The 21,412-nt window shown below is 61.9% G+C and carries 18 protein-coding genes and 3 tRNA genes; 12 read left to right on the forward strand and 9 right to left on the reverse strand.

The genetic code is table 11. The features are described 5' to 3' along the window. Positions 1-125 precede the first annotated feature (125 nt). From PZ895_RS16985 to PZ895_RS17010, 6 genes are all read right to left on the reverse strand, one after another. Positions 126-3,020 (reverse strand): valine--tRNA ligase, encoded by a 2,895-nt coding sequence (locus PZ895_RS16985; protein ID WP_275840173.1) that lies wholly within the window; start codon positions 3,018-3,020, stop codon positions 126-128. Positions 3,021-3,102: 82 nt separating this feature from the next. Beyond that, positions 3,103-3,804 carry a PopZ family protein gene (locus PZ895_RS16990; RefSeq protein WP_275840174.1) on the reverse strand — a complete coding sequence of 234 codons (702 nt, stop codon included), beginning with the start codon at positions 3,802-3,804 and terminating at the stop codon, positions 3,103-3,105. A gap of 149 nt (positions 3,805-3,953) precedes the next feature. Next, positions 3,954-5,336: a TolC family outer membrane protein gene (locus PZ895_RS16995; RefSeq protein ID WP_275840175.1), complete on the reverse strand. Its 1,383-nt coding sequence runs from the start codon at positions 5,334-5,336 to the stop codon at positions 3,954-3,956. A gap of 164 nt (positions 5,337-5,500) precedes the next feature. After that, positions 5,501-6,175, reverse strand: coding sequence for a protein-L-isoaspartate O-methyltransferase (locus tag PZ895_RS17000; protein ID WP_275840176.1), 675 nt, complete (start codon positions 6,173-6,175; stop codon positions 5,501-5,503). 77 nt (positions 6,176-6,252) lie between these two features. Next, a tRNA-Cys gene (locus tag PZ895_RS17005) sits at positions 6,253-6,326 on the reverse strand. Between the two features lie 90 nt (positions 6,327-6,416). Continuing rightward, a complete protein-coding gene (locus PZ895_RS17010) occupies positions 6,417-6,704 on the reverse strand; it encodes a PGPGW domain-containing protein (RefSeq protein ID WP_275840177.1) in 288 nt (95 codons plus the stop codon). 185 nt (positions 6,705-6,889) lie between these two features. On the opposite strand from PZ895_RS17010, the gene PZ895_RS17015 reads away from it, so the two are divergent. After that, positions 6,890-6,964 (forward strand) — tRNA-Asn (locus tag PZ895_RS17015). A 92-nt stretch (positions 6,965-7,056) separates the two neighbouring features. Next, complete coding sequence (locus PZ895_RS17020; RefSeq protein ID WP_275840178.1) at positions 7,057-8,424, forward strand: DUF6538 domain-containing protein; 1,368 nt, start codon at positions 7,057-7,059, stop codon at positions 8,422-8,424. Between the two features lie 48 nt (positions 8,425-8,472). On the opposite strand, the gene PZ895_RS17025 is transcribed toward PZ895_RS17020, so the two are convergent. The 3 genes from PZ895_RS17025 to PZ895_RS17035 all read right to left on the reverse strand — a co-directional run bounded on the left by PZ895_RS17025 (position 8,473) and on the right by PZ895_RS17035 (position 10,443). Further along, complete coding sequence (locus PZ895_RS17025) at positions 8,473-8,802, reverse strand: hypothetical protein (protein ID WP_275840179.1); 330 nt, start codon at positions 8,800-8,802, stop codon at positions 8,473-8,475. A 200-nt stretch (positions 8,803-9,002) separates the two neighbouring features. Continuing rightward, a complete protein-coding gene (locus PZ895_RS17030; RefSeq protein WP_275840180.1) occupies positions 9,003-9,956 on the reverse strand; it encodes a hypothetical protein in 954 nt (317 codons plus the stop codon). Between the two features lie 4 nt (positions 9,957-9,960). Continuing rightward, positions 9,961-10,443 carry a hypothetical protein gene (locus PZ895_RS17035; RefSeq protein WP_275840181.1) on the reverse strand — a complete coding sequence of 161 codons (483 nt, stop codon included), beginning with the start codon at positions 10,441-10,443 and terminating at the stop codon, positions 9,961-9,963. A 431-nt stretch (positions 10,444-10,874) separates the two neighbouring features. Between PZ895_RS17035 and PZ895_RS17040 the strand changes: the two genes are divergently transcribed. From PZ895_RS17040 to PZ895_RS17085, 10 genes are all read left to right on the forward strand, one after another. Beyond that, positions 10,875-11,531 (forward strand): recombinase family protein, encoded by a 657-nt coding sequence (locus PZ895_RS17040; RefSeq protein WP_275840182.1) that lies wholly within the window; start codon positions 10,875-10,877, stop codon positions 11,529-11,531. A 307-nt stretch (positions 11,532-11,838) separates the two neighbouring features. Next, positions 11,839-12,093 carry a hypothetical protein gene (locus PZ895_RS17045; RefSeq protein WP_275840183.1) on the forward strand — a complete coding sequence of 85 codons (255 nt, stop codon included), beginning with the start codon at positions 11,839-11,841 and terminating at the stop codon, positions 12,091-12,093. 1,556 nt (positions 12,094-13,649) lie between these two features. Continuing rightward, entirely contained in the window at positions 13,650-14,120 is a 471-nt protein-coding gene (locus PZ895_RS17050) for a hypothetical protein (RefSeq protein ID WP_275840184.1), read from the forward strand. 110 nt (positions 14,121-14,230) lie between these two features. Beyond that, the gene (locus tag PZ895_RS17055; RefSeq protein ID WP_275840185.1) at positions 14,231-14,584 is read left to right on the forward strand and encodes a hypothetical protein; all 354 of its coding nucleotides are present in this window, start codon (positions 14,231-14,233) and stop codon (positions 14,582-14,584) included. Positions 14,585-15,037: 453 nt separating this feature from the next. Then, positions 15,038-15,250, forward strand: a complete 213-nt coding sequence (locus PZ895_RS17060; protein ID WP_275840186.1) for a hypothetical protein — start codon at positions 15,038-15,040, stop codon at positions 15,248-15,250. Between the two features lie 123 nt (positions 15,251-15,373). Further along, positions 15,374-15,664 (forward strand): hypothetical protein, encoded by a 291-nt coding sequence (locus tag PZ895_RS17065; RefSeq protein WP_275840187.1) that lies wholly within the window; start codon positions 15,374-15,376, stop codon positions 15,662-15,664. Between the two features lie 82 nt (positions 15,665-15,746). Continuing rightward, a complete protein-coding gene (locus PZ895_RS17070; RefSeq protein ID WP_275840188.1) occupies positions 15,747-18,095 on the forward strand; it encodes a hypothetical protein in 2,349 nt (782 codons plus the stop codon). 149 nt (positions 18,096-18,244) lie between these two features. After that, positions 18,245-19,405: a hypothetical protein gene (locus PZ895_RS17075; protein WP_275840189.1), complete on the forward strand. Its 1,161-nt coding sequence runs from the start codon at positions 18,245-18,247 to the stop codon at positions 19,403-19,405. 1,026 nt (positions 19,406-20,431) lie between these two features. After that, positions 20,432-20,507: transfer RNA gene (locus PZ895_RS17080), tRNA-Thr, on the forward strand. Between the two features lie 76 nt (positions 20,508-20,583). Then, on the forward strand, positions 20,584-21,363 hold the full coding sequence (locus PZ895_RS17085; RefSeq protein ID WP_275840190.1) for an NAD kinase: 780 nt from the start codon (positions 20,584-20,586) through the stop codon (positions 21,361-21,363). The last annotated feature ends 49 nt before the right edge of the window (positions 21,364-21,412 follow it).

Consider the following 21,412-nt stretch of genomic DNA (forward strand, 5'->3'; position numbering starts at 1 on the left):
CGATCGGTCCGACATCGCAGGCGACGCCTCGCCTGCCAGAGGGGCCCGGCCCGTGTGACGACGCGGAAAATGCGCCTTGCGCGCGCGACATACAAGACGTCGCACGCATTTTCTTTGACGGTCAGCTAGGCAGCGTCGCGAACCCGCGCAAGGGCGGTTTCCAACTTCGCCCTAGCTTGCTGGAATTCGGCAAGCTTTTCACGCTCGGCCGCCACGATCTCGTCCGGCGCATTGGCGACGAACTTGTCGTTGGACAGCTTCTTTTCGATCCGCTGCGCCTCGCCGTCGAGCTTGGCGATCTCCTTGGAAAGCCGCGCGGCCTCTGCCTGAAGGTCGATCAGATCGCCGAGCGGCAGGCACGCGGTCGCCTCGCCGACCACGATCTGGGCAGCGCCCTTAGGCGCCTCGGAGGCAAAGCCGATATCGCCGACGCGCGCCAGACGCCGGATCGCCGGCTCGTGCCGGCCAATGCGTTCGCGTGTTGCCGAATTGCCGCCGACGACGACCAACGGCGCGATCGCGGCCGGCGGCACGTTCATCTCGGAACGGACCGAACGGATGCCAGAGACGATGTCGATAAGCCAGTTGATCTCGGCCGCTGCGTCCGCATCCTCGAATTCGGGCGCCGGCCAGTCGGCATGGCACAGGAGCGTGTCGCGCGCCGCCGTATGCGCCCAGAGCTCTTCCGTCATGTACGGCATGAAGGGGTGGAGCAGCTTGTAGGTCTGAGACAGGACGTAGGCCGCGACCTTCTGGCTTTCCGCCTTCGCCGCCTCGTCCTCGCCCATGAAGACCGGCTTCAGGAGTTCCAGATACCAGTCGCAGACCTGGTTCCAGACGAAGCGGTAGGCAGCCGCCGACGCCTCGTTGAACCGGTAGGAGGTGATGCCCTCGGTAACCGCCTCGGTCGCGCGGGCAAGTTCGGTCAGGATCCAGCGATTGACTGTGAGTTTTGCGTCTTCCGGCACGAAGTCGGGATCGAGTGCCGCGCCGTTCATCTCGGCAAAGCGCGTCGCGTTCCAAAGCTTGGTGCCGAAATTGCGGTAGCCGGCGACGCGCGCGGGGTCGAGCCGCACGTCGCGCCCCTGCGCCGCCATGATCGCGAGCGTAAAGCGCAGCGCGTCAGCGCCATACTCGTCGATCAGGTCGAGCGGGTCGATGACGTTGCCCTTCGACTTGGACATCTTGGCGCCGTTCTTGTCGCGAACGAGCGCATGGACGTAGACCGTGTGGAACGGCTCTTTATCCATGAAATGAAGCCCCATCATCATCATCCGGGCAACCCAGAAGAAAATGATGTCGAAGCCCGTCACCAGAACGTCGGTCTGATAGTAGGTCTTGAGGTCCGGTGTCTTGTCCGGCCAGCCGAGCGTGGAGAACGGCCAGAGCGCGGAGGAGAACCAAGTATCGAGCACGTCCTCATCGCGGGTCAGGATGTCGCCGGGCTGATAATTTTCCAGCTTGTCCTCGACCCACGCCTTCCACGGACCCTCATGGGCGATGTAGTGCTGGATCGCCGCCTCGAGCGCCAGTTCCTCGTCCTTCTCGACAAAGACGGTGCCGTCCGGCCCGTACCAGGCGGGGATCTGGTGGCCCCACCAGAGCTGGCGCGAGACGCACCAGGGCTGGATGTTCTCCATCCAGTCGAAATAGGTCTTTTCCCAGTTTTTCGGCACGAACTTCGTCCGTCCGTCCCGAACCGCCTCGATGGCCGGCTCGGCCAGCGTCTTGGCGTCGGCGAACCACTGGTCCGTCAGCATCGGCTCGATGACGACGCCGGAACGATCGCCGAAGGGCTGCGTCACCTTGCGGCTGTCGACGAGCGGGATGGCATTGCCCTCCGCATCGCTCGTCATGACGGCCAAGCCCTCGGCATTGATCTGCGCGACGATCCGCTCGCGGGCTTCGTAACGGTCGAGCCCGCGATATTCGTCCGGGACGAGATTGATTGCGTCGACCGTCGCCTCGTCCGGCAGGCGGCCGGAGCGCACGATTTCTGCGGCCTGCGCGGCGCAGGTCGCGTAGTTCTCGCCGTCGGCGCGCATCGCCGCCGTCAGGTCCATCAGCCGGTAGAGCGGAATGTCGTTGCGCTTGGCGACCTGGTAGTCGTTGAAATCGTGCGCGCCGGTGATCTTCACCGCGCCCGAGCCGAAGGTCGGGTCCGGATATTCATCGGTGATGATCGGGATCAGGCGCCGATGTTCCTTCGGACCGACCGGGATTTCGCACAATTTGCCGACGATCGGCGCATAGCGCTCATCGTCGGGATGGACCGCCACCGCGCCGTCGCCCAGCATCGTCTCCGGCCGTGTCGTGGCGATCGAGATGTAGTCGCGGGTCTCGCGCAGGACGACGTTGCCGTCAGCGTCCTTCTCGACATATTCGTAGGTCTCGCCACCGGCCAGCGGGTATTTGAAATGCCACATATGGCCGTCGACGTCGCGGTTCTCGACTTCGAGGTCGGAGATCGCGGTCTCGAATTTCGGGTCCCAGTTGACCAGCCGCTTGCCGCGATAGATCAGCCCCTGCTTGTAGAGCGTGACGAAGACTTCGATTACGGCCTTCGACAGGCCCTCGTCCATGGTGAAGCGCTCGCGCGCCCAGTCGCAGGAGGCGCCGAGGCGCTTCAACTGGTGGATGATCGAGCCGCCGGACTGCTCCTTCCACGACCAGACGCGGGACACGAATTCGTCCCGGTCCATGTCGCGGCGCGACAGGCCGCTCTCGGCAAGCTGGCGCTCGACGACCATCTGCGTCGCGATGCCGGCATGGTCCATGCCCGGTTGCCAGAGCACGTTCTTGCCCCGCATCCGTTCGAAACGGACGAGAATGTCCTGCAACGTGTTGTTGAGCGCGTGCCCCATATGGAGCGAGCCGGTCACGTTCGGCGGGGGGATGACGATGGTGAAGGCTTCGGCGCCCGGCTTGGAGCCGGCACCCGCGCGGAAGGCGTCCTCCTCCTCCCAAAGGCTGGCGATCTTCGGCTCGACGGCTTTGGCGTCGTAGGTCTTCTCAAGCATGGGAAATTGTCCGCTCGTTCAGGCGTTTCGTGCGGACGGTAAACCGGAAGGCCAAAGCCAAGTCAACTGCGAGGAGAGCCCCTTAGCGGGACCCGCCGCGTGCCACGCGCTCGATTTCCTCGCGCACCAACCGCTCGACCAGCGTCGGCAGATTGTCGTCGAGCCATTCCTGCAACATCGGCCGCAGCATGTCCTCGGCCATCTCCTCGAAGCTCTTGCGGCGGCTGGCCGCGAAGGCGTCGGTCAACTCGCCGAAGGCGGCCGCGACCTGGCGTTCGGGATTCTCCGAAAGGATCGGCCCGCGGCCGAACTGGGCAACGGGCCCATCCCCTGCCGGCACATCGTGCCCCGCCGCGTTGATCGCCTGCGCGTCCTGTTCGAGCGCAGCCTGCAATTCCTCGAACTCGGCGGCAAAATCGTCCGGCAAGTCGAACACATCCGTCTCGCCGGCTTCATCTTCGGGCGCAGATACCTGCGGCAGAGCAGCGGCAGGAATGTTCGACGCTTCAGGTTCTCCGTCGAAATCCGGCGCCGCGGCCGTCGGCTCGCCGCGATCCGCCACTTCCTTTCCGGCGACATCGGCCGGGCGAAGGAAGGAGACGACGTCCGAATTGGCCGGTTCCAACGCGGGCTCATCCGGATCGTCGATCTCCAGACGCGACGGTGAACGGCGGTCGAAGGATGTCGGCTTCTTCGCCGTATCGCTGTCCTCGATGATCCGCCGGATCGACGCGAGGATTTCCTCCATCGAAGGTTCACGCTGTGCTGAAGACGCCTGTGCCATTGCTTGCCCCGCCTTTCGGCCGTTTTTCGCCGTTGACGCCAGAAATCCTGGCCACGAATCACAGGTAGATTAGCGACAAGCCCCGGAGGAGAGAATCCCCCGAGGCTCGATCACGGAGCTTTACACAGCTTTGATTCTAAAGGGAAAGGTCAGCGGCCGTCGGGCGTGCGCGTTCCGTACCACTTGTCCTTGACGGCATCGTAGTGCTCTTCGGGCTGATGGAGCGTCACGGCGAGGCCGAGATTGGCGGCGGTCAGACGTCCGGCGGCCGAAAGGATCGCATAGCTTGCCACCACGACGTCGCGTTCGGAGCTTGCGAGATTGATCTGTGCGTTGATCACATCCGCCTGCGCGTTCAACACGTCGAGCGTCGTGCGCTGGCCGACATTGCGCTCTTCGCTGACGCCATTGAGCGCGAGCTGCGCGGCCGAGGCGAGCTGGCGATTGGCCGAAGATACTTCGCGCGCGGCGACATACTGCGTCCAGGCGGCGGTCACGGCCTGACGCACCTGATCGCGCGTGACATCCACTTCGATCCGCGCCTGGCCGAGCTGCTCCTTCGACTGGCGCACCAGGCCCGACGTCCGTCCGCCCTGATAGATCGGGATGGTCAGGTTGATTCCGACATTGGCCGAATTGGTGGTATCGGAGCCCGATGTCATGCCGACACCCGGCAGGCCGGATACCTGTCGGTCAGTATAGGTCGACGACACACCCGCAGAGGCCGTCACCGATGGCAGGAGCGCGCCTTCCGCGGCCTTGACCGAAAAGCCGGCCGCATCGACCAGATGCTGGGTCGCGAGAATGGCGGGATGCTGCGCGGCCGCGAGCGTGTAAGCTGCATCGAGGCTCGGCGGAAGAAGATTGGTCAGCGGGCCGGCGGCGGACAGGTTCGAAGGATCCTGCCCCACGATCTGCCGGTAGAGCGCGCTGCTGGCCTGAACCTGCGCGCGGGCGGCGGCGAGCTGGGCGATCGCGGCGGCGCGGCTCGCATCGGCCTGCGCGACGTCGGTGCGCGTGCCTTCTCCGACCTCGAAGCGCGAATTGGCCGCGCGGACCTGCTCGCCGAGGAAGGCGAGGTTTCGCTCCTGAAGACTGGCGATCTGCCGATCCCGGATGATGTCCATATAGGCGCTGGCGGCATTGAAAAGGATGTTCTGCTCGGTATTGCGCAGGCTTTGCTGCGCGGCGCGCACATTGGCTTCGGCAGAACGCACATTGTTCGTGGTCTGGAAACCGTCGAACAGGGATTGCTGGATCGAAACGCCGAACGAGCCGGTGAAGATGTCTGTGCCGGACTGCGTCTGGTAATTGATCTGGCCGCTGCCGCCCACAGTCGGGCGCCAGCCGGATTTGGCGATCGGCACGGTTTCGTCGGTCACCCGGACGCCGGCGCGCGCCGAATTCAGGCTGGCATTGTTCTCATACGCCTTTGCCAGCGTACCCAGGATCGTCTCCGAATGGGCCGGAACGACGATCATCGCCGAGGATGCGAAAGCTGCGGAAAACAGAAGACGACGAAATGCGGACACGTAAGCTCACCCTCTCCAAAGTGCGCGCCCGCCCGAGCCGCGCAAACTGTTCCAGCGATACCCGATTCGACGCGACACGCCAGCAACACACATTAGACGATAGCGAATAAATCCTGCCGATAGGTTGCAGATCGGTAACAGGCCGCCGCGCAAAATAGGACGGTTCAGAACTGGAATGACGGAACCTGGAGAAAGGCGGCGAGCGGGCGGATGGCGCAGTTGAAGGCGCGCCGTGTGGCGACGTTGCCGTTCTCTTTCAAGAAGAGCGTCGCCCTGCCGGCGTTGCCCTGTCCGACGACGGCCACGAGGCGCCCGCCATCCTTCAACTGGTCGAGCAGCGACGCGGGAACCTCATCGACGGCACCTTCGATGACGATCACGTCGAAAGGCGCCTCGGACGGATAACCCTCGCCAAGTGGGCCTTCCACGATGGCGACATTGTCGAAGCCGAGGCGGTTGAGCGTTTCGGTCGCGGCAGCGGCAAGGTCCGAGTCGCTTTCAAGCCCGATGACGGAACTGCCGATTTGCGAAAGAATCGCGGCCGGATAGCCCGTCCCCGTGCCGACGTCCAGGATGAAGTCGCCGGGGCGGATGTCGGCCAGTTGAAGGAGCTTGCCGAAGGGCGATGGCTCCATCAGGTAGCGTGCGGCGGCATCCTTGCGGGCCGCTGCGATCTCGATATCCTCGTCGATATAGGCTAGCGCCTTGCGTCGGCCCGGCACGAATTCCTCACGCGCGACGCGGGACATTGCGTCGAGCACGGCAACATCGGAGACGTCGGTCGTGCGCAACTGCCCGTCGACCATCTTGCGTCGCTGCGTTGCATAATCGGAAGTCATCGTCGCCCTGCCCGCGCTAAATGCCGCTTCGCCTGCGGCGTCCCGTGCCGACGTCCTGCGGCGCGTCGGAGCGCCGATGGAGGCCTCGCCCGGAATCGAACCGGGGTGCAAGGATTTGCAGTCCTCTGCGTAACCACTCCGCCACGAGGCCATCCGGGCGTCGAGCCCTGGCGCTCCATTAGGTTGGCGCCCGCCTGCCTGTCAACAGGCCAGTTGCCGTTTCACCCTGCCGCAGGGACAATCACGGTTCACGGCCACGCCTCCCCTTGCGACTGCCCCACCAGACGGCAGATCGACGACGCCATCTGCGAACCATGGCGAACTCGTAGGACAGGACGAGAATGCCGAGCGGAATCATCCAGAATCCGAGAATTGGCAGGAAGCCGAGAATGCCCCCGATCACAAGGAGGATGCCGATCGAAATCCTCAGCATCCGCGACTGCGGCAATGGAACGACCCTGCCGAACAAGGAAATGCGCTGCTGGAAGTCGGGCTCGGCCATCGGCAGGTCCTTGGGGATTTCGATCATCGTCTGATTCATCTAGGATAGATTGGGGCTCTTTCGGGGCTAAGTCCTCAATTTCGCAGGAAAAGTTCCGCACCGTAACGCAAATTTCGCCCGATCGGTCCAACTTTGATGCGGTTTTCCGCCCGATGCGCTTTGCAAATCGAAAAACTGTTTGCTATAGGCACGCTCGTTCTCACGAGCATCGTTCCCCGGTAGCTCAGTGGTAGAGCAACCGGCTGTTAACCGGTTGGTCGCTGGTTCGAATCCGGCCCGGGGAGCCACTTCACACCACCAAAGCCTTACAAGCCAAGCGTTTCAAGGGTTTCCGCTTTCCTGACGGTACACCATTCGGTACACCGGAAGGTACACGGATATGATGATCGCAATGGATTACCCCCACCTCCAGAAGCGCGGAAAGAACGAATGGCGGTATCGGCGCAAAGTGCCTCTGGCGCTGCGTCCCGTCGTCGGTAAGCTCGAAATCGTGCGCCGGCTCGGGTCTTCCGAGAAGGAAGCCATCAAGGCGTACCCGAAGGTGCACCAAGAGGTGGAGCGGCTCTTTGCTGAGGCGAAGAACCCCAAGAAGGCTGCGGAGAGCGCGCCGGCCCCGCTGTCGAGCCTTGAGGCCTTCCAGGAGGCTCAACGCCGTCTCCGCACCCTCCAGCTCGATCCCGAGTGGACACCAGGTGAAGAGGACGACGAGGAATGGATCGCGCGTGACGTGATCGCGGATCAGATCGCCAAGGCGTATGCGGTCGACGAGGAAGGGCACCCGGTGGGGGTCAGTGTCAGTGATGCCGCCCTCCTCCGTGGACTGGCGCAAGGTGGCCGGCAGAAACGTCCCGAGCCAACCCTTGAGGATGCCCAGAAGCTGTACCTGAAGGACAAGGTCCGGGACGACCGCAAGAAGAAGCTGCAGCTCGACCGGATCGTCCAATACATCGATGATGCGATTGGCAAAGACCGCAAGCTCAGCAGCCTTCGGCGCGAGGACGCCAAGGAGGTCCGCGACTTCATGCTGGATGGTCGCTCCGCATCTTCCGTGGAACGCTACCTCAACACTGTCCGAGCCATGATCAATCACGCAATCAGCGAGTTCGACCTCGACACCAAGAACCCGTTCATGAAGTTGGTGGTTGAAGCCCGCGACAAGGCTGAGCCGGATCGGCGCAAGAGGCGGTCCTATACCGATGGGGAGCTGGCCATGTGTCGCGACCGCGTTTTGCGGATGGCGCGGGATGACCTTCGCCACGTTTGGCGCATCATGGAGGGGACCGGCTGTCGGCTTGCTGAGGTCACCGGCTTGCGCGTCATTGACGTCATGCTTGATCACTCCATTCCCCATATCGACGTTGAGTGGCACGACGAGCGGCGGGTCAAGACCTCGGTATCGCGCCGCAAGGTGCCGCTTGTCGGTGACGCTCTGGTGGCCGCTCAGGAGGCTGTGAAGGCAGCGGAGGGGCACTCCGCGCTATTCCCCGCCTATTGCCGCGAAGGCGGCGCTGCCTCAGCCTCCGCAGCCCTCGGGAAGCATGTGCGCGCTTGCGTCAAAGACAAGAAGATCGCGCCTAACCACTCCATCCGCCACTGGATGAAGGACCGCCTCCGGCTCGCCAGCGTTCCCAAGAGCGAACAGGACATCATTCTCGGGCACTCGTCGGGCAATGTCGGGGAAGACTACGGTGGCGAAGAGGTGCGGCTTGCGGTGGCCAAGCGGGCACTGGAGAAGGCGTTGGCCTAACTGCATATTGAGAGCCCGCCAGAGACAACCTAGCGGGCTCTCCGCGTGTCAGCCAAAGCTGAATGTGAAGGTCTTCCCGGCTAGCGTACCTGTCCCGGTGCCCCGCGTCCCGGTCGACACGAAGTTGAACGGGCCGCTCGCGCCGTCGCTGCACATGAACGTCCCGCTGCCCTCGCGTCCGTTGACGTAAACGAACGTTCCTTCGCACGTCCTTCCGCGATTGCTGGAGATTGTCAGGTTTCCTCCCCCGTCTGCATAGCCAGTTGCGCTTCCGGTGAAGGTTTCGGAACCGTCGGCAATTTGCCCCCGAACTGGCAAGGTCATGGCACAGCCCGACAGCCCCACACCAATCAATACTGTCACGGCAATCACACGCATCAAATTTGCTCCCTCTCATAATTGCGGGACAACTATCGCGCGTGGGGAATTTTCAACAAGACGGGCTGGGAACCCATCCGATGGGAAACAGGCTCCTGCTTTTGGAGCGTCGCGTATAGGTGCCCATATGTGACAATTGGGCAACAGACTGCGAGTTGCGACATTCCGATGCGCTGGGCTGCAGTTCCGGCCAACAAAAATTAGGTGATGATTGCCGTTAAGTCCTCGTGCGGTCCAAAAAGACCCGTGAGCGCATTCGACTTCACTGTTTTGTCAGTAGCGAAATAGTAGGTCTCGCCGACGTCGATCACTGCGGAATACATGCGGCCCAGGGTCATTGCAGGGGGCAGCGTGGCGTCAGGGGAGATATGCCCTGTATATGTGTCACCTTCGGGCACAGACAGATGAAATGTGCGAGAGAGCATATTTGCTCCGACGAGCATCCCGCGAACCTCCTCGGTATAGGTGGTAGTGTCGGATGAAGCACCAATGTAGCCGGCGATAAGCTGCATCTGCCCTTGGTCGATCACCTGTCCCAACTGCCTGCCATCGGATCGGCTCCAGCGGATGTCTGCAGCGAAACCACCCTCGACATTAGCCGTCGTCCAGTCATGGATGCGTTTGACCACAGCGCGGCCGAGCGACTGTGCGATGTCCTTCACGTCATCGAGGTTGTTGATCTCCATGACCTGATACAGTGCGTCAATTGGCTTGTCCAAAGCGCCATCAAAGAAGTCGCGCTCGCTGTGTGCCAAGAGAGTTACGCCGAGTGATCCTGCAAAAGTGTACGCCATGTCGAGCGTACTAGCTCGCTGTGCTTCGACCCCAAACACGGCACGCGATTTCTTTCCATTTGCGAATGCGTCGAACAGTTGCGAGAACAGGTTCTGATACCCCAGCAACGACCGAGCTACATTGCTGAGGCCGAAGCTCATCTGGGGCAGTGGAACGAGCCGGTACTGGCAAACATCAACGTGCCGCCCAAGGGCCGCGCGTTCCATCTCCTCCCTCGCGCGCTCAGCGACGCGACGCATCGAACGCAGGTTGAGAAGTGCCACGGGATCGAGCGGATTTTGCTGCAGAGCGTCCTCCAGCTTTGCGACTGAAGAATGCGCTCTCTTGGCCCGGTCAACTAAGGATACGAAGTCCGACATCTGTCTATCTCACCTTAAGAACGACGAAACCCTTAAGCCACTGCTCCCCGCTCTCCAGACCATACTGGCAACCCCAATCGTACGCCGGATCAAGGTACGCGTCACCGAAATCTGGATGCTCCCGGTCCAGTCTTGCGTAAGCAAAACAATCGACGTCTTGGGCAAATGCCCCTTCGCTGACGGTGTGCATAAATGCCTGCTGATCAGCGTTCAGGCGTTGAGCCGTATCCGCTTCGACAATAAGGGTGACATCTAAGTCGCGCGGCTCTGGTTTTGTTGTCAGCCAACTGCCGTCGATCCAAATCTCACAGGGAATGCCGGACACCAAAACGGCCTGCAGGAACTCTTCAAAAAGAGTGAAGAGGTGCTTCCGGCGGGGATGATCAGGAAAAGGGTCGACGAAGTGAGCCTTGATGTCCGGTAGGGTCATCACGTGCCTGCCCGGTGCCAGTAAAGGCGGGTAGTCGTACTTGCTGAAAAACGCCATCTTCTCCCTCCCGGGCCCTTAAAGCACACCGTGGTTAACCAATGTTGCTGGTGGACCTCAGGAATGTTTGGCAGAAAAATGCGAGACCCCCATCGGATAAGCGGCACCGCGCGCATCCCCCCGTGCCCCTTACCGCGCAGGCGTGGGACGCGCATGTGTTTCCTGTCTGTGCGCGACCGTCAACCCATCAGTCTGCCGTGTGGTGCTGGCGTGCAGCGTCCGGGTCGCTCGGTCATCCATTAGAAGTGTTGGCCGGGGGTATGGGGTGCGTGGGGAGGCGCGTCGCCGGCCAGCCTAGGCATCGCGTGCAGCCATCCCACTGCCCGCGCTCTCCACAGCCTTCCCGTCGATTTGTCAGGCACAACGAACGTTGACATTGGACAAGCACGTGTCTAGGTCTCTTGTCAGGCACAACGCCTGGAGGGACAGATATGCAGCAGTACGTCGTCTACACCCGCGTCTCCACTGAGGATCAGGGCCGCAGTGGGCTAGGCCTGGAGGCGCAAGAGCGTGACATTGCCGTCTATCTGGAGACCTTCTCAGCCGTTCCCTTTGAGATCGTCGGCCGGTTCTGTGATGTCCAGTCCGGCGGTAGCGATGGACGTCCCGAGCTTCAGGCGGCGCTAGCTCTAGCTCGTCGCACTGGTGCGGAACTGCTTGTCGCCAAGCTCGACCGGCTGAGCCGCAAGGTGTCCCTTATCGCGACCCTCATGGATGACCCGAAGGTGAAGCTCCGGGTGGCTCAGATGCCCCACGCCGACAAGTTCCAACTCCACATCTACGCAGCCCTCGCTGAGCAAGAGCGCGACTTCATCTCCGCGCGGACCAAGGCGGCACTACGGGAAGCCAAGGCCCGGGGAAGGAAGCTCGGCGGGCTGCGTGACAAGACCATGAAGCGAAACGACGCCATTCAGTCCAAGGCCCGGGCTGAGGCGGACAAGCTGATGACCATCATCGGCCCGATGCGAGAGGCCGGCCGGAACCTCAGTCAGATAGCGGAGGCGCTCGGGAAGATGGACGTGGCGACGTCTCGGGGTGGCCAGTGGACGGCAAAGCAGGTTTCGCGGGTGATAGAGCGCGCCTCGTGAACTGATCCCTTCGCGGAGATAGTCCCGCGAACAGGAGCGAATATCCGAGTGCGTCCATGGGCTTAGGACGGGCCCGAATACCTCCGCTAGCGGGACAGTTCCGTCAACGCAATTATCCCGCATAAGTAGCTGTATTTTATTGGCTTTTTACCGTTGACGAGGCAGGCAAATCAGCCCCATGTCGCGTTCAGGGGCCGATAGGCTACCCCAAAAGTCAGCCGGCCGCAGCCTGTGGTGGTCGACATCAGGCAACAGACACACAGGCACCATCCCCGGGGGTCGGGGTTCCAAGCAAGGCGATTGGCAAGTGCATAACTTCATCACCATCAAGACGAAAAAGACTGAGATCGGCATCGGCGGGGTTCGGGGCGGCTGGTATCTCCAGACGCAGATCGGCAAGTGGCGCATCGAGCGCTATTGGTGTGTCTGGGACGAGCGGGTCGTCTGGTCGCGCGTTGACACCGAGCGGGAGGCTGCGGAGAGAGCGGCCGATGGTAGCGCGGGGGATTTGTGGGGCGGGACGACGGTCGAAGCTCTCCGCACTGCTCCGGCCGCGATCTGAGCCGATTGACGACCTGGACGAGCTGCGGTGCCCTGGGGAATGCTCCTCGGGGCACCTTACGTAAGATAAGGCTTCCACTAGGACTACCGAGTGCCTGTCTGAGGGTTTCCTCTTAGAGTATCCCCTCCGTTAACCCTGCCCAAGTTGCCAGAATGGATGGGAATAGGTGGCCCACTAAGACTACCGAGCGCCTCCCCTAAGGCTCCCTTCAAGTACCCAACCTGTTCACCGCATGGTGACCGCCCTGAGCCTGTCGTGTCGACCGTCAATCTGGTTACCGACAACTCCGGGGAATAGTCATACCACTAGCACTATGACGATGCCCTCCTGAGGTTGCTCCCGATTGGGGAATACCCCACCCACTAGGACTACCGAGTGCCTGCCCCAGGGTTCCCCTTAGAGTGCTTACCTGTCTGAGCCAATAGGGCCCCCACTAGCACCATGAAGGGTTTCCCTTGGTTTGGTCTATGGGAATAGGGTGACCACTAGGACTGCCGAGTGCCTTCCCGATGGTCCCGGGGGGAATACCACCCCCACTAGCACCACCAAGTTTCCCCGTGAGGTTGCACCTAAAGGTGAATACCCCCACCACTAGGATACTGAAGGTTTCCCCGATGGTTCAGACCTGAGGACAATACCCCCTCCACTAGCACTATCGAATGCCTCCCCGAGGGTCCTCACCCTAAGGTTCACCTAAGGTGCCACCAGCGTGACACCGCAGGGACACCATGTCCGAGGAGACCTCCTCCCGCCTTCTCCTGATCATGCACTCCCCTCTATCCCGACTGTTTGCCCAAACGCTCGAATAGGGGCCACACTAGATTACCGAGGGCTATGTCTTAGGGTTCCCCTTAAGGTGACACCTAGAGTGACACCCGACAGGTCACGTAGGGGACACCATGTCCGAGGAGACCTCCTCCCGCCTTCCTCCTGCCTGTCGAACTTGATCACCCCCTCCCCAAGACCAAGGCCCCGAGCAGTTCTCCCCTGTTGCGACAGCGGTTGACCCGTTTCTGGTCCCTTTCGGTTCACCCGACGTGGCGCATGTCGGTGGCCTTGGTCTTTGGGAGCGTGTCTCTCTTTACCTGTCTTTCAAGAGAATGCTCATCCACCCCAAAAGGACCCCCCGTTGCCCCTTCACACCCACCCATGTCGGTAACGATCCGCTGGGACTTCGACCCTGCTGAGTATCCGTCCGAGGAGGAGGCCCGGGAGCTGGTGTCAGCCGTCCTGGACCTTGAGACAGGCACCGCCGACCACAGCCCGACCCGCTTCACCCGGGCCCACCTCGCATATCGCCGCTTCGGCTTCCCCGAGTTGGACCCTGACAGGGTAGCCAGAGCGATTGCCGAGGCATCCTGTCGGCCGTGTCGAGGGATCGGCCCCGCGCCGGTTCGCCTTGATTGTCGAGAGAATGCCGAGCCGCGCAAGCTGCCTGTCATCGGCTACGGGTTCAACTTCCCGTCCGCCTAGCACCACCCCACACATCACCCCCCACGCGCATCTTCGGGACCACCCGAGGGGCGCACATTCACGACCAAAAGGAACCAAGCACCATGTCAGACATCCAATACGGAACGATCCACGTCCCGCTCATCGAGAAGCCCACGAGCATCTCCCGCGAAGAGATGGACGCACGGGTCGCCGCTACTCGCTACTCCCGCGAAATGGCCCGCATCGAAGCTGCCCGCGTGAAGGAGGAAGACCTCCAGAGCCGCATCGACGCTGCCACAGCCCGATCCGTCGCCAACAACCAGTCGCTCAATCATGGCGGGGTCCAGCGTGTCGAGGTCGTCCGTCAAGAGGACCGCTCCCGAGACATCGCCATCGTCGGCCCCGGCTCCGGCCCGACCTACTACCACGCCCAGGCCGACCGCGTTGCTGTCAAGGTGGGTGGTGTCGAGCTGTCGCCGGAACAGGCTAAGGCATGGCTGGCAGACGGCAGCATCACGCCGAAGCAGTACAGCGACGCCGTGACCGAAGCGATGCAACGCTATCAGCCCGGGTACCGCCATTCTTTCAGGTAACCCCGTCTGACCAGAGAGAGCCCCAAGGTGAAGACCTCGGGGTGTCTGGCGGGGATGATGCGGCCAATGACGAGGCCGACACCGACGACGACGACGAGAACGGCGACCACATGGCCAAGATCATCGCGGCAAGCGACCGGGTCATGGACCGCTGGGAGCAGACCCAGACCGAGGACGTCCGCAAGGCTGCGATCACTCGCTACATCGAAAGCGGCGAAGGCGATGCCGCCTCAGCGGGGATGGAGGAGATCGAGGGCCATGTCTTGGTCACCGCCTACTCCCATCACATCGAGAAGGATGTCTGCCAGCCGTTCGGGCTGACACTCGATACGTTCCAAAGCCACATTGACGACCAGCATGAGCACCTCTTCCGTGAGGCGGTCGTGAAGGGCAACTGGCAGTGGCTCCGGTCGTGGGCCCAGAAGGTCGCCGAACATCGCGCCGGGAAGTCGGCCACGGCATAAGCACCATGCCGGGGGGGGCTCGTCATCAGGCTCCCCGGCCCATCGTCATCGTGTGGCAGGGTAGGGCCTAGAACGCCTGTCGAGCGTCTGACGCAGCAATGCTGCACCCGACCCCGCGCCGCGCTTCCCCGCTTACCCGTGCCAACAACCACGGGCATTCCATCCATCTTGAAAGGACCAGATTGACCAATAGCAGACGCTTCCGGCCCATCCAGCCAGGACGCGAAGAAACCGACCAATATGACCGCGTAGTCCTCCGGTGGGACTTCAGCGCAGACCGAGCCACCCGCATCGTTTCCTTTCGTGATCACTGGGTCATCCAGCATCGCACGATGACCAACGGTCCCGAGTGGCGCTCCATTCACCTTTGCCAGACCCCGGCTGACCTCGTCAGGCTCCTCCCGGCGAAGGCTGGGGAAATCTTGGCCGCGTTGCCTCAGGAGGGCGCAACTGATGGGCAGTGAGGCTGAACGCACCTATTGGCGCGCGGAAGCCCGCAAGCGCTACTGGTCGGACCCCGACGTGAAGCGCGAGGCAGTGCGTCGGTGGCGTCGGGAGAACCCCGAGCGGGCTGCCGAGATACAGCGCGAGTACCGTAAGCGCAAGAAAGCGAAGCTGGTGGCCCTCCGCGCCAGTCTAGACGCCATGCTCGCCCAGCACGGCTGAAGTGGGCCCGGAGGCGCGCGGCAAGTTCCCATTGGGTGAATGTAGCCGCGCGCCTTACCGAACGCCTCCACGCTGACCCGTGCCAACAATCACGGGCATTCCTGACACCATGAAAGGACCAGATTGACCAATCGCCGACGCTTCCAGCCCACCCGGCCGGCAAGCGAAGAAACCGAACACTATGACCGCGTCGTCCTGCGTTGGAACTACAGCGAAGAGAAGGCAACCCGCATCATCGAATGTCGCCACGGCATTCAGTGGGTCGTCCAGCACAAAATGGGCACCCGCAAAGGCTCCCCGATCTGGCGTTCTCGCCACTTCTGTCGGACCCGTGCCGCCCTGGAAGCAATCCTACCGAGCATGTCCTCAGAGATCGCCGGCACCCTCCCCGAGCGCTTCCCCCAAGCGGCTTGAAGCACCCCCACCTGTCGCACACCCAACGTCACCCCCGGGCCAACGCTCGGGGGCATCTCTCCGCACCCTATAAGGACCAACAATGACACGATCACTCCGCATCCAAGCACCTGAACTTGGCGCTGCTCCGGCGCTTCGCCCTGCCCCCATGCAGTCGGACACCTACGCTCAGCCGGCGCGGCCCTCCAATGCCGAAAGCCTTGCGCGTCTCTCTGATGCACTAAGCGGCTTCTCCAACTCGCTGGGCAACCTCGTCCCTGTCATGGACAAGAAGGATGACGACGCCCAACTGCTCAGCCTCAAGAAACAGCTTGCCGGCATGGCTGAAGCGGACAAGGTGCGCGCCGTGCAAGAGGGTCGCGTTGTCGTCGGTGACACCGATCTGAAGACCAAGGCCATTCAGGCCTCCCACGGCATGGCCTACGGCTCCCACATGGTCGCGGAAACCCAGCGGCACCTCCAGACGGAATTTGATTGGGACCACGGCAACCCTGACGAGTTCATCAGCGAACGCATCCGGCACGACTTGGAGACGTACGGACATGATCGGAACTTCGTGTCGGCCTACCTGAGGTCTGCTGAGAGTGTTCGCAACTGGGCGATTGAGTATGGCCAGAAACGCAACACCGAGCAGTTCGTTCAGGCTCAGGGTAACGCAGCGTTTCTGTTTATCGACACGAAGGTCGACGAGCTGATTACGGCTGGGGCGGACCCCAAGGTCATCAGCCAACAGGTGATGCAGTGGTATGCCGATCTGGGCAAGGACGGCACCCTCGGGGTCGACTATGACCAGCTTGACCAAGAGGTCTTGAACAAGGCCCGAAGGATCACCACGACGCACCCTGAGGTGGCCCTAGCCTTCCTCACGGCCAAGCGTAAGGGGCGTGGGGGGCAGGACCTGTCCATCTCGACAAACCCGGCCATGCGGGACGACGTTCTGCGCATACGCGCGGCTGCTACCAGGGCGATTTCGGATCAGGCAGAACGAGCATTCCTCGACATGACGCTAGCTGAGGACGAGAACCTCCTCCGCAACGGCAATCTCGATCAAGTTCGCGATCTTCGCTACACTACACAGGCCGGCGAAGAGAAAGTCTTGTCGCGGGACGAGCGTGTCGAACGAGCGAAAGAACGCTACTTCGCCGGTTCGGTTAGGGAAGCGGCCACCAAGCGGGAAGCGCCGGATGCTACCCTGGCACGGGAGCTGCGGGCTCTGCGCATCAGTGGCGAGAAGCATCCCGTTGTCGAGGCCAATGTCTCAGGTATCGCCGGCATGGCCAGCACAGACATCCTGCAGGACCCTCAGGGGCTGGAGAAGCTCAAAGGCAAGCTCCAGGCCTACCAATGGCTGCAGGGTGAAAGCACGACCTCGCTGCTCTCCTACACTACGCTGGAGGACAGAGACTTCGCCGAAACCTACCTTATGGCAACTCGGTACCTCACCCATGAGAACGGCAATCGGTACTCCGACGACGAGGCCCTTACGTTCGCCATCCGCTCTACCCAGATCACCGCAGAGGGCAAAGCCAGCATCGGCCAGCACAGAGACGTGATTGAGGATGCTGTGGGCTCGCTGGGATCAGAGCCCGGATGGCTCTGGGGCACCAATGACGTGGAGCCGGCGAATGCCGCCGCCGCAGAGCAACGAGTATCTCTCCTCGCTCAGCGCTTCGTCGCAACGGGGGTGAAACCGGACAAGGCCGTTCGCATGGCCGCTGAGGCGATCAAGAAGACGTCGGTGGTCTACCGTGGCGTCCTGCTGGACCTTCAGGGCCACGATCTTCCCGACAATTTCGCAGAGGGGCTTGACAGCTTCATTGACGACTTTGCGAAGTCCAACCCCCTTACCCTCGAACAAAACGGCTTGTCGGCAGGCGATGTCTCAATCGCTCCCATTTTGGCAGGCGGTAACAGCGGCGGAAAGTTCATGCTGGTCGACAAGGCCGATCTTACGGGCATCGTCGGTGACGACGGCCGACCGTTCTACATCACGATCCCCGATGTTCGGTCGAAGTCCCGGGAAATCACGCAGGAACGCGAGCATAAGGCCCTTCAAGATGCGATGATGAAGGACAGCCTTGAGCACCGTGGCATCGTCCAAGCGGTCGACGTGGACGGCCAGACCTACTGGGTCAATGAGAAGACCCGCGAGGTCATGGACTTCACGCTCGGGGATGACGACCTCACTCCCGTGTGGCGGAAGACCGGCCGTCGCTACAAGCGCAACGTCATCACGACACCGATGGGTGGCTTCAACACCAACGACCGAGCTGACACAATCGGTGCAGCCGCAACGTCCGCAGCCGGCGCTGTCTTCGATGCAGGCATGGCCAACGCGAGGGCAGCCGCAGCCGGCGCCAAGGCAATCGGCAAGGTCCTGCCAGAGGTCAAGATTGGCGAAGATGCCTTCAAGGACAAGTCGGGTCGCTAACAGGCACCGCTAGATCAGCTCAGGAGCATCCCAGGGGAAACCTTGGGGTGCTCCAATTTCGTTGACCAATCCAACATCTTGAACTTGCCAAGGCCTTCGCCCCAAAGCTTAATGCAATGGGGCGTTGTGTTAGGCTTGGGGTTGCAATCATGTTCGGTCGGTGGTCGTCGGTCTGGAGCGCCGCGTTGGTGGCGGGGACTATGGTCTCGTCGCAAGCGAGCGCGCTTGAGTTCAGTGCGGAGACCAGCGACGACGGCTCACGGTTCATCTACGTCACCGGGGATTTCCGTGCGGACGACGATGTCTCCCAATTCTTTGGGATTGCACTCGACCACAAACCGCAGTTTGTGACCTTCAATTCCCCTGGAGGGAATGTCGAGACGGCCCTCAAGCTCGGCCGAACCATCCGCATGTTGAACCTTGGTACGGTCCAAATACGCAATCTCGAATGCTCCTCCGCTTGTGCCCTCGCCTTTCTCGGGGGGGTCTTCAGGGTCGCAGAAAGTGGCGCGATAGGGGTCCACCGGAGTTCCTTCTCCAATGCCTCGACGATGGATGCGGAAACGGCCATAGCAGCGATCCAGGAGGGCACTGCGAGGACTATGGCGTACATCGCGGAGATGGGGGCTGACCCGAGCCTCCTTCAACTCGCTCTTCAGTATGATCGCAGCGATATGCGCTACCTTTCATCAAGCGAGATGCAGCAGTATCGCGTCACGCTGGTTGATGGTGCCGACGGCCACGAGCCAGAGACTGCATGGGTGCCTCCCACGCCCGTCCCGCCCGCATCCACACCCTCCGTGCCGCCAATCGCGCGCGCGCCAATGCCGAGCCTTAATATCCCCCGAGCCCGTTCGGGCTACGTGCGACACCCCAAGGGTGCGGTCTTTCTTAAAGCAGGCCCGGCAGACGACAGCAGAAACATCGCGAACCTTCCGAACCGGACGGCAGTCTCCGTCGCAGGCACCGAGGGGCGCTGGTACATCGTCCACACGCCACAGGGTCGCGGCTACCTTCACGACACGTGGGTACTGGTCGACCAATTCGAGAGCGGCGGTTTCGAAGACCGACACATCCAAATCAAAAGCTTTGGGACGTACCCCGAGGCTGTCGCCTATGCGCAGCAATCGCCGCTGCGGGTTGCCGCCTATCTGGCGACCAACGGCTGGTTTGCGGTGACGCTAGAGGACACCTTCACGGCTACCCGAGGAGCAGAGGTGCTGAAGGTTCTGAAGGCAGAGGGGCGCGTCCCCGATGATGCCTACATGAGCTACGGCAACACATACGCTCGCAAGGTGTGTTGCAATTAATGGGGTGGGGGCGACAATGAGACTGTCTTTTCTAGCTGGAGCGGCGATACTGCTACTCTCCGGTTGTGGGTCCGTGACGCTCCCCGCAGCCGTGCAAATGGCGGACGGAACCGCGCTAGTCGGGACGACCACCGCAGCCATCTCGGGCGGACACTTCACGGTGGCCACCGCAGATCAAAGGATCAGATGCTCCGGCACTTACGACGCGTTGGACCAGCGTCCGACGATCTCGGTTCCCGTGACGTGCACCAACGGTCTTACCGGCAACGCAATTGTCACCCGGTCTCCTGATGGAATGAGCGGGTCAGGTATAGTCCAGGTCTCAGACGGCTCGGTCGCGCGTGTCGCCTTCGGAAACAATTCAGGGGCAATCTTCGCAGCGTCGACTGGACCTTCAGGCTCATTTGCCAGAGCGGCTACGTCCGCGTACCCGCCATCGCCCTCACCGATCTATGCAGCTTCCTATCCGACATCGACCTTGTACCGAGGTGGCACGGCTGCAGCATCGACCACGCCTCGGGCCACCGGTTCCTCAGCTTACGGCAGGACGTACACCGGCAATTGTCCCACCCCGGAGAGCCTAGACGCGGCCGGCCGACGTTGCGGCGCTCGCAGCGCTGCGTCACGGCCCGGGGGATATGACGGCTATGGCACCTGGGCCACGCCCCGCGCGTCATCTGGTGGCTCAACCTATGTCAGGGGACACTATCGCAACGGAAGCTGGGTGAGTGGTCATTATCGTCGCCGCCGATGATCGGCAAATTGCAGGCGTCGGGACTTGACGATCCGGTACACCGCGATTACACCTTCCGGTACACCAGCTCGGGTGAACCTTCAGGGGCACTCCTCGTAACTAGTTGTTTTGTAAGGAAGAATTGGCTTCACGGCAGGAGTTGGATTTATGTCCATAGGCCGGCCCGGGGAGCCATCATCCAGCCAGACGGATTTGGAGCAATGCGCCGGTTGGCGCATCGTCGTGTGTCTGGCTCTTTACTCATTGGCCAGTTATGCTACTGGCACGGCGTCGCCCTTGTAGCTCAGTTGGTAGAGCACCTGATTTGTAATCAGGGGGTCGCGGGTTCAAATCCTGCCGGGGGCACCACGCGCCAACAGCGCTTTGCAGCCCTTCAACGACATGCTACCCGCTTGGTCCCAGGCATTTTGACCGAGCGTATTTGATGGATTCCCGTTCTCTTTCGCAATCGATCGCCTTCGTCAGTGCCTCGACCGACGAGGCGCAATCCGCCGCCCGGCGCCTCGCCGCGCTCTACGGCCAGGCGAGCCTCGAAGAAGCCGAGGTGGTCGTCGCGCTCGGCGGCGACGGGTTCATGCTGCAAACGCTGCGCGATCAGATGGGCAGCGGCAAGGCGATCTACGGCATGAACAAGGGAACCGTCGGATTCCTGATGAACGAATTCGCCGAGACCGGCCTGCGCGAGCGCATCGCGGCCGCCCTGCCCGAAACGATCCGTCCCCTGGAAATGATCGCCGAAACCCTCGATGGGCCGAAAAGCAAGATCCTGGCGATCAACGAGATCGCGCTTTTCCGTCAATCTGCGCAGGCGGCCAAGCTGCGCATCACGGTTGATGACAAAATTCGCCTTGAGGAACTCGTCTGCGATGGAGTGATGGTCGCGACGCCGGCGGGATCGACGGCCTACAATCTGTCCGCGCACGGGCCGATCCTGCCGCTCGATGCGCCGCTGCTGGCATTGACGCCGGTCAGTCCGTTTCGACCGCGCCGCTGGCGCGGCGCCTTGCTGCCGAACCGCGCGAGCGTTCGCTTCGACATCCTCGAAGCAGCAAAACGACCGGTCAACGCCGTTGCCGACCATACCGAGATCCGCTCGGTCCTGACAGTCACCGTGCGCGAAGCGCGCGATGTCACGGCCACCGTGCTCTTCGATGCCAGCCACTCCTGGGACGAACGCGTGCTGGCCGAGCAGTTTCGCTATTGAGCAGCCTCCGCGTATAGGCGAAAAGGGCTTGAAAAGCGCGGGTTCGATT

Origin of the sequence: Mesorhizobium sp. YIM 152430 (assembly GCF_029210365.1) — a bacterium.
GTDB lineage: Bacteria > Pseudomonadota > Alphaproteobacteria > Rhizobiales > Rhizobiaceae > Aliihoeflea.

Excerpts from the sequence above, each read along its gene's own strand:
- PZ895_RS16985 (WP_275840173.1), bottom strand. The coding sequence starts at position 3,020 with ATGCTTGAGAAGACCTACGACGCCAAAGCCGTCGAGCCGAAGATCGCC.
- PZ895_RS16990 (WP_275840174.1), bottom strand. The coding sequence starts at position 3,804 with ATGGCACAGGCGTCTTCAGCACAGCGTGAACCTTCGATGGAGGAAATC.
- PZ895_RS17000 (WP_275840176.1), bottom strand. The coding sequence starts at position 6,175 with ATGACTTCCGATTATGCAACGCAGCGACGCAAGATGGTCGACGGGCAG.
- PZ895_RS17010 (WP_275840177.1), bottom strand. The coding sequence starts at position 6,704 with ATGATCGAAATCCCCAAGGACCTGCCGATGGCCGAGCCCGACTTCCAG.
- PZ895_RS17020 (WP_275840178.1), top strand. The coding sequence starts at position 7,057 with ATGATGATCGCAATGGATTACCCCCACCTCCAGAAGCGCGGAAAGAAC.
- PZ895_RS17025 (WP_275840179.1), bottom strand. The coding sequence starts at position 8,802 with ATGCGTGTGATTGCCGTGACAGTATTGATTGGTGTGGGGCTGTCGGGC.
- PZ895_RS17030 (WP_275840180.1), bottom strand. The coding sequence starts at position 9,956 with ATGTCGGACTTCGTATCCTTAGTTGACCGGGCCAAGAGAGCGCATTCT.
- PZ895_RS17035 (WP_275840181.1), bottom strand. The coding sequence starts at position 10,443 with ATGGCGTTTTTCAGCAAGTACGACTACCCGCCTTTACTGGCACCGGGC.
- PZ895_RS17040 (WP_275840182.1), top strand. The coding sequence starts at position 10,875 with ATGCAGCAGTACGTCGTCTACACCCGCGTCTCCACTGAGGATCAGGGC.
- PZ895_RS17050 (WP_275840184.1), top strand. The coding sequence starts at position 13,650 with ATGTCAGACATCCAATACGGAACGATCCACGTCCCGCTCATCGAGAAG.
- PZ895_RS17055 (WP_275840185.1), top strand. The coding sequence starts at position 14,231 with ATGGCCAAGATCATCGCGGCAAGCGACCGGGTCATGGACCGCTGGGAG.
- PZ895_RS17060 (WP_275840186.1), top strand. The coding sequence starts at position 15,038 with ATGGGCAGTGAGGCTGAACGCACCTATTGGCGCGCGGAAGCCCGCAAG.
- PZ895_RS17070 (WP_275840188.1), top strand. The coding sequence starts at position 15,747 with ATGACACGATCACTCCGCATCCAAGCACCTGAACTTGGCGCTGCTCCG.
- PZ895_RS17075 (WP_275840189.1), top strand. The coding sequence starts at position 18,245 with ATGTTCGGTCGGTGGTCGTCGGTCTGGAGCGCCGCGTTGGTGGCGGGG.
- PZ895_RS17085 (WP_275840190.1), top strand. The coding sequence starts at position 20,584 with ATGGATTCCCGTTCTCTTTCGCAATCGATCGCCTTCGTCAGTGCCTCG.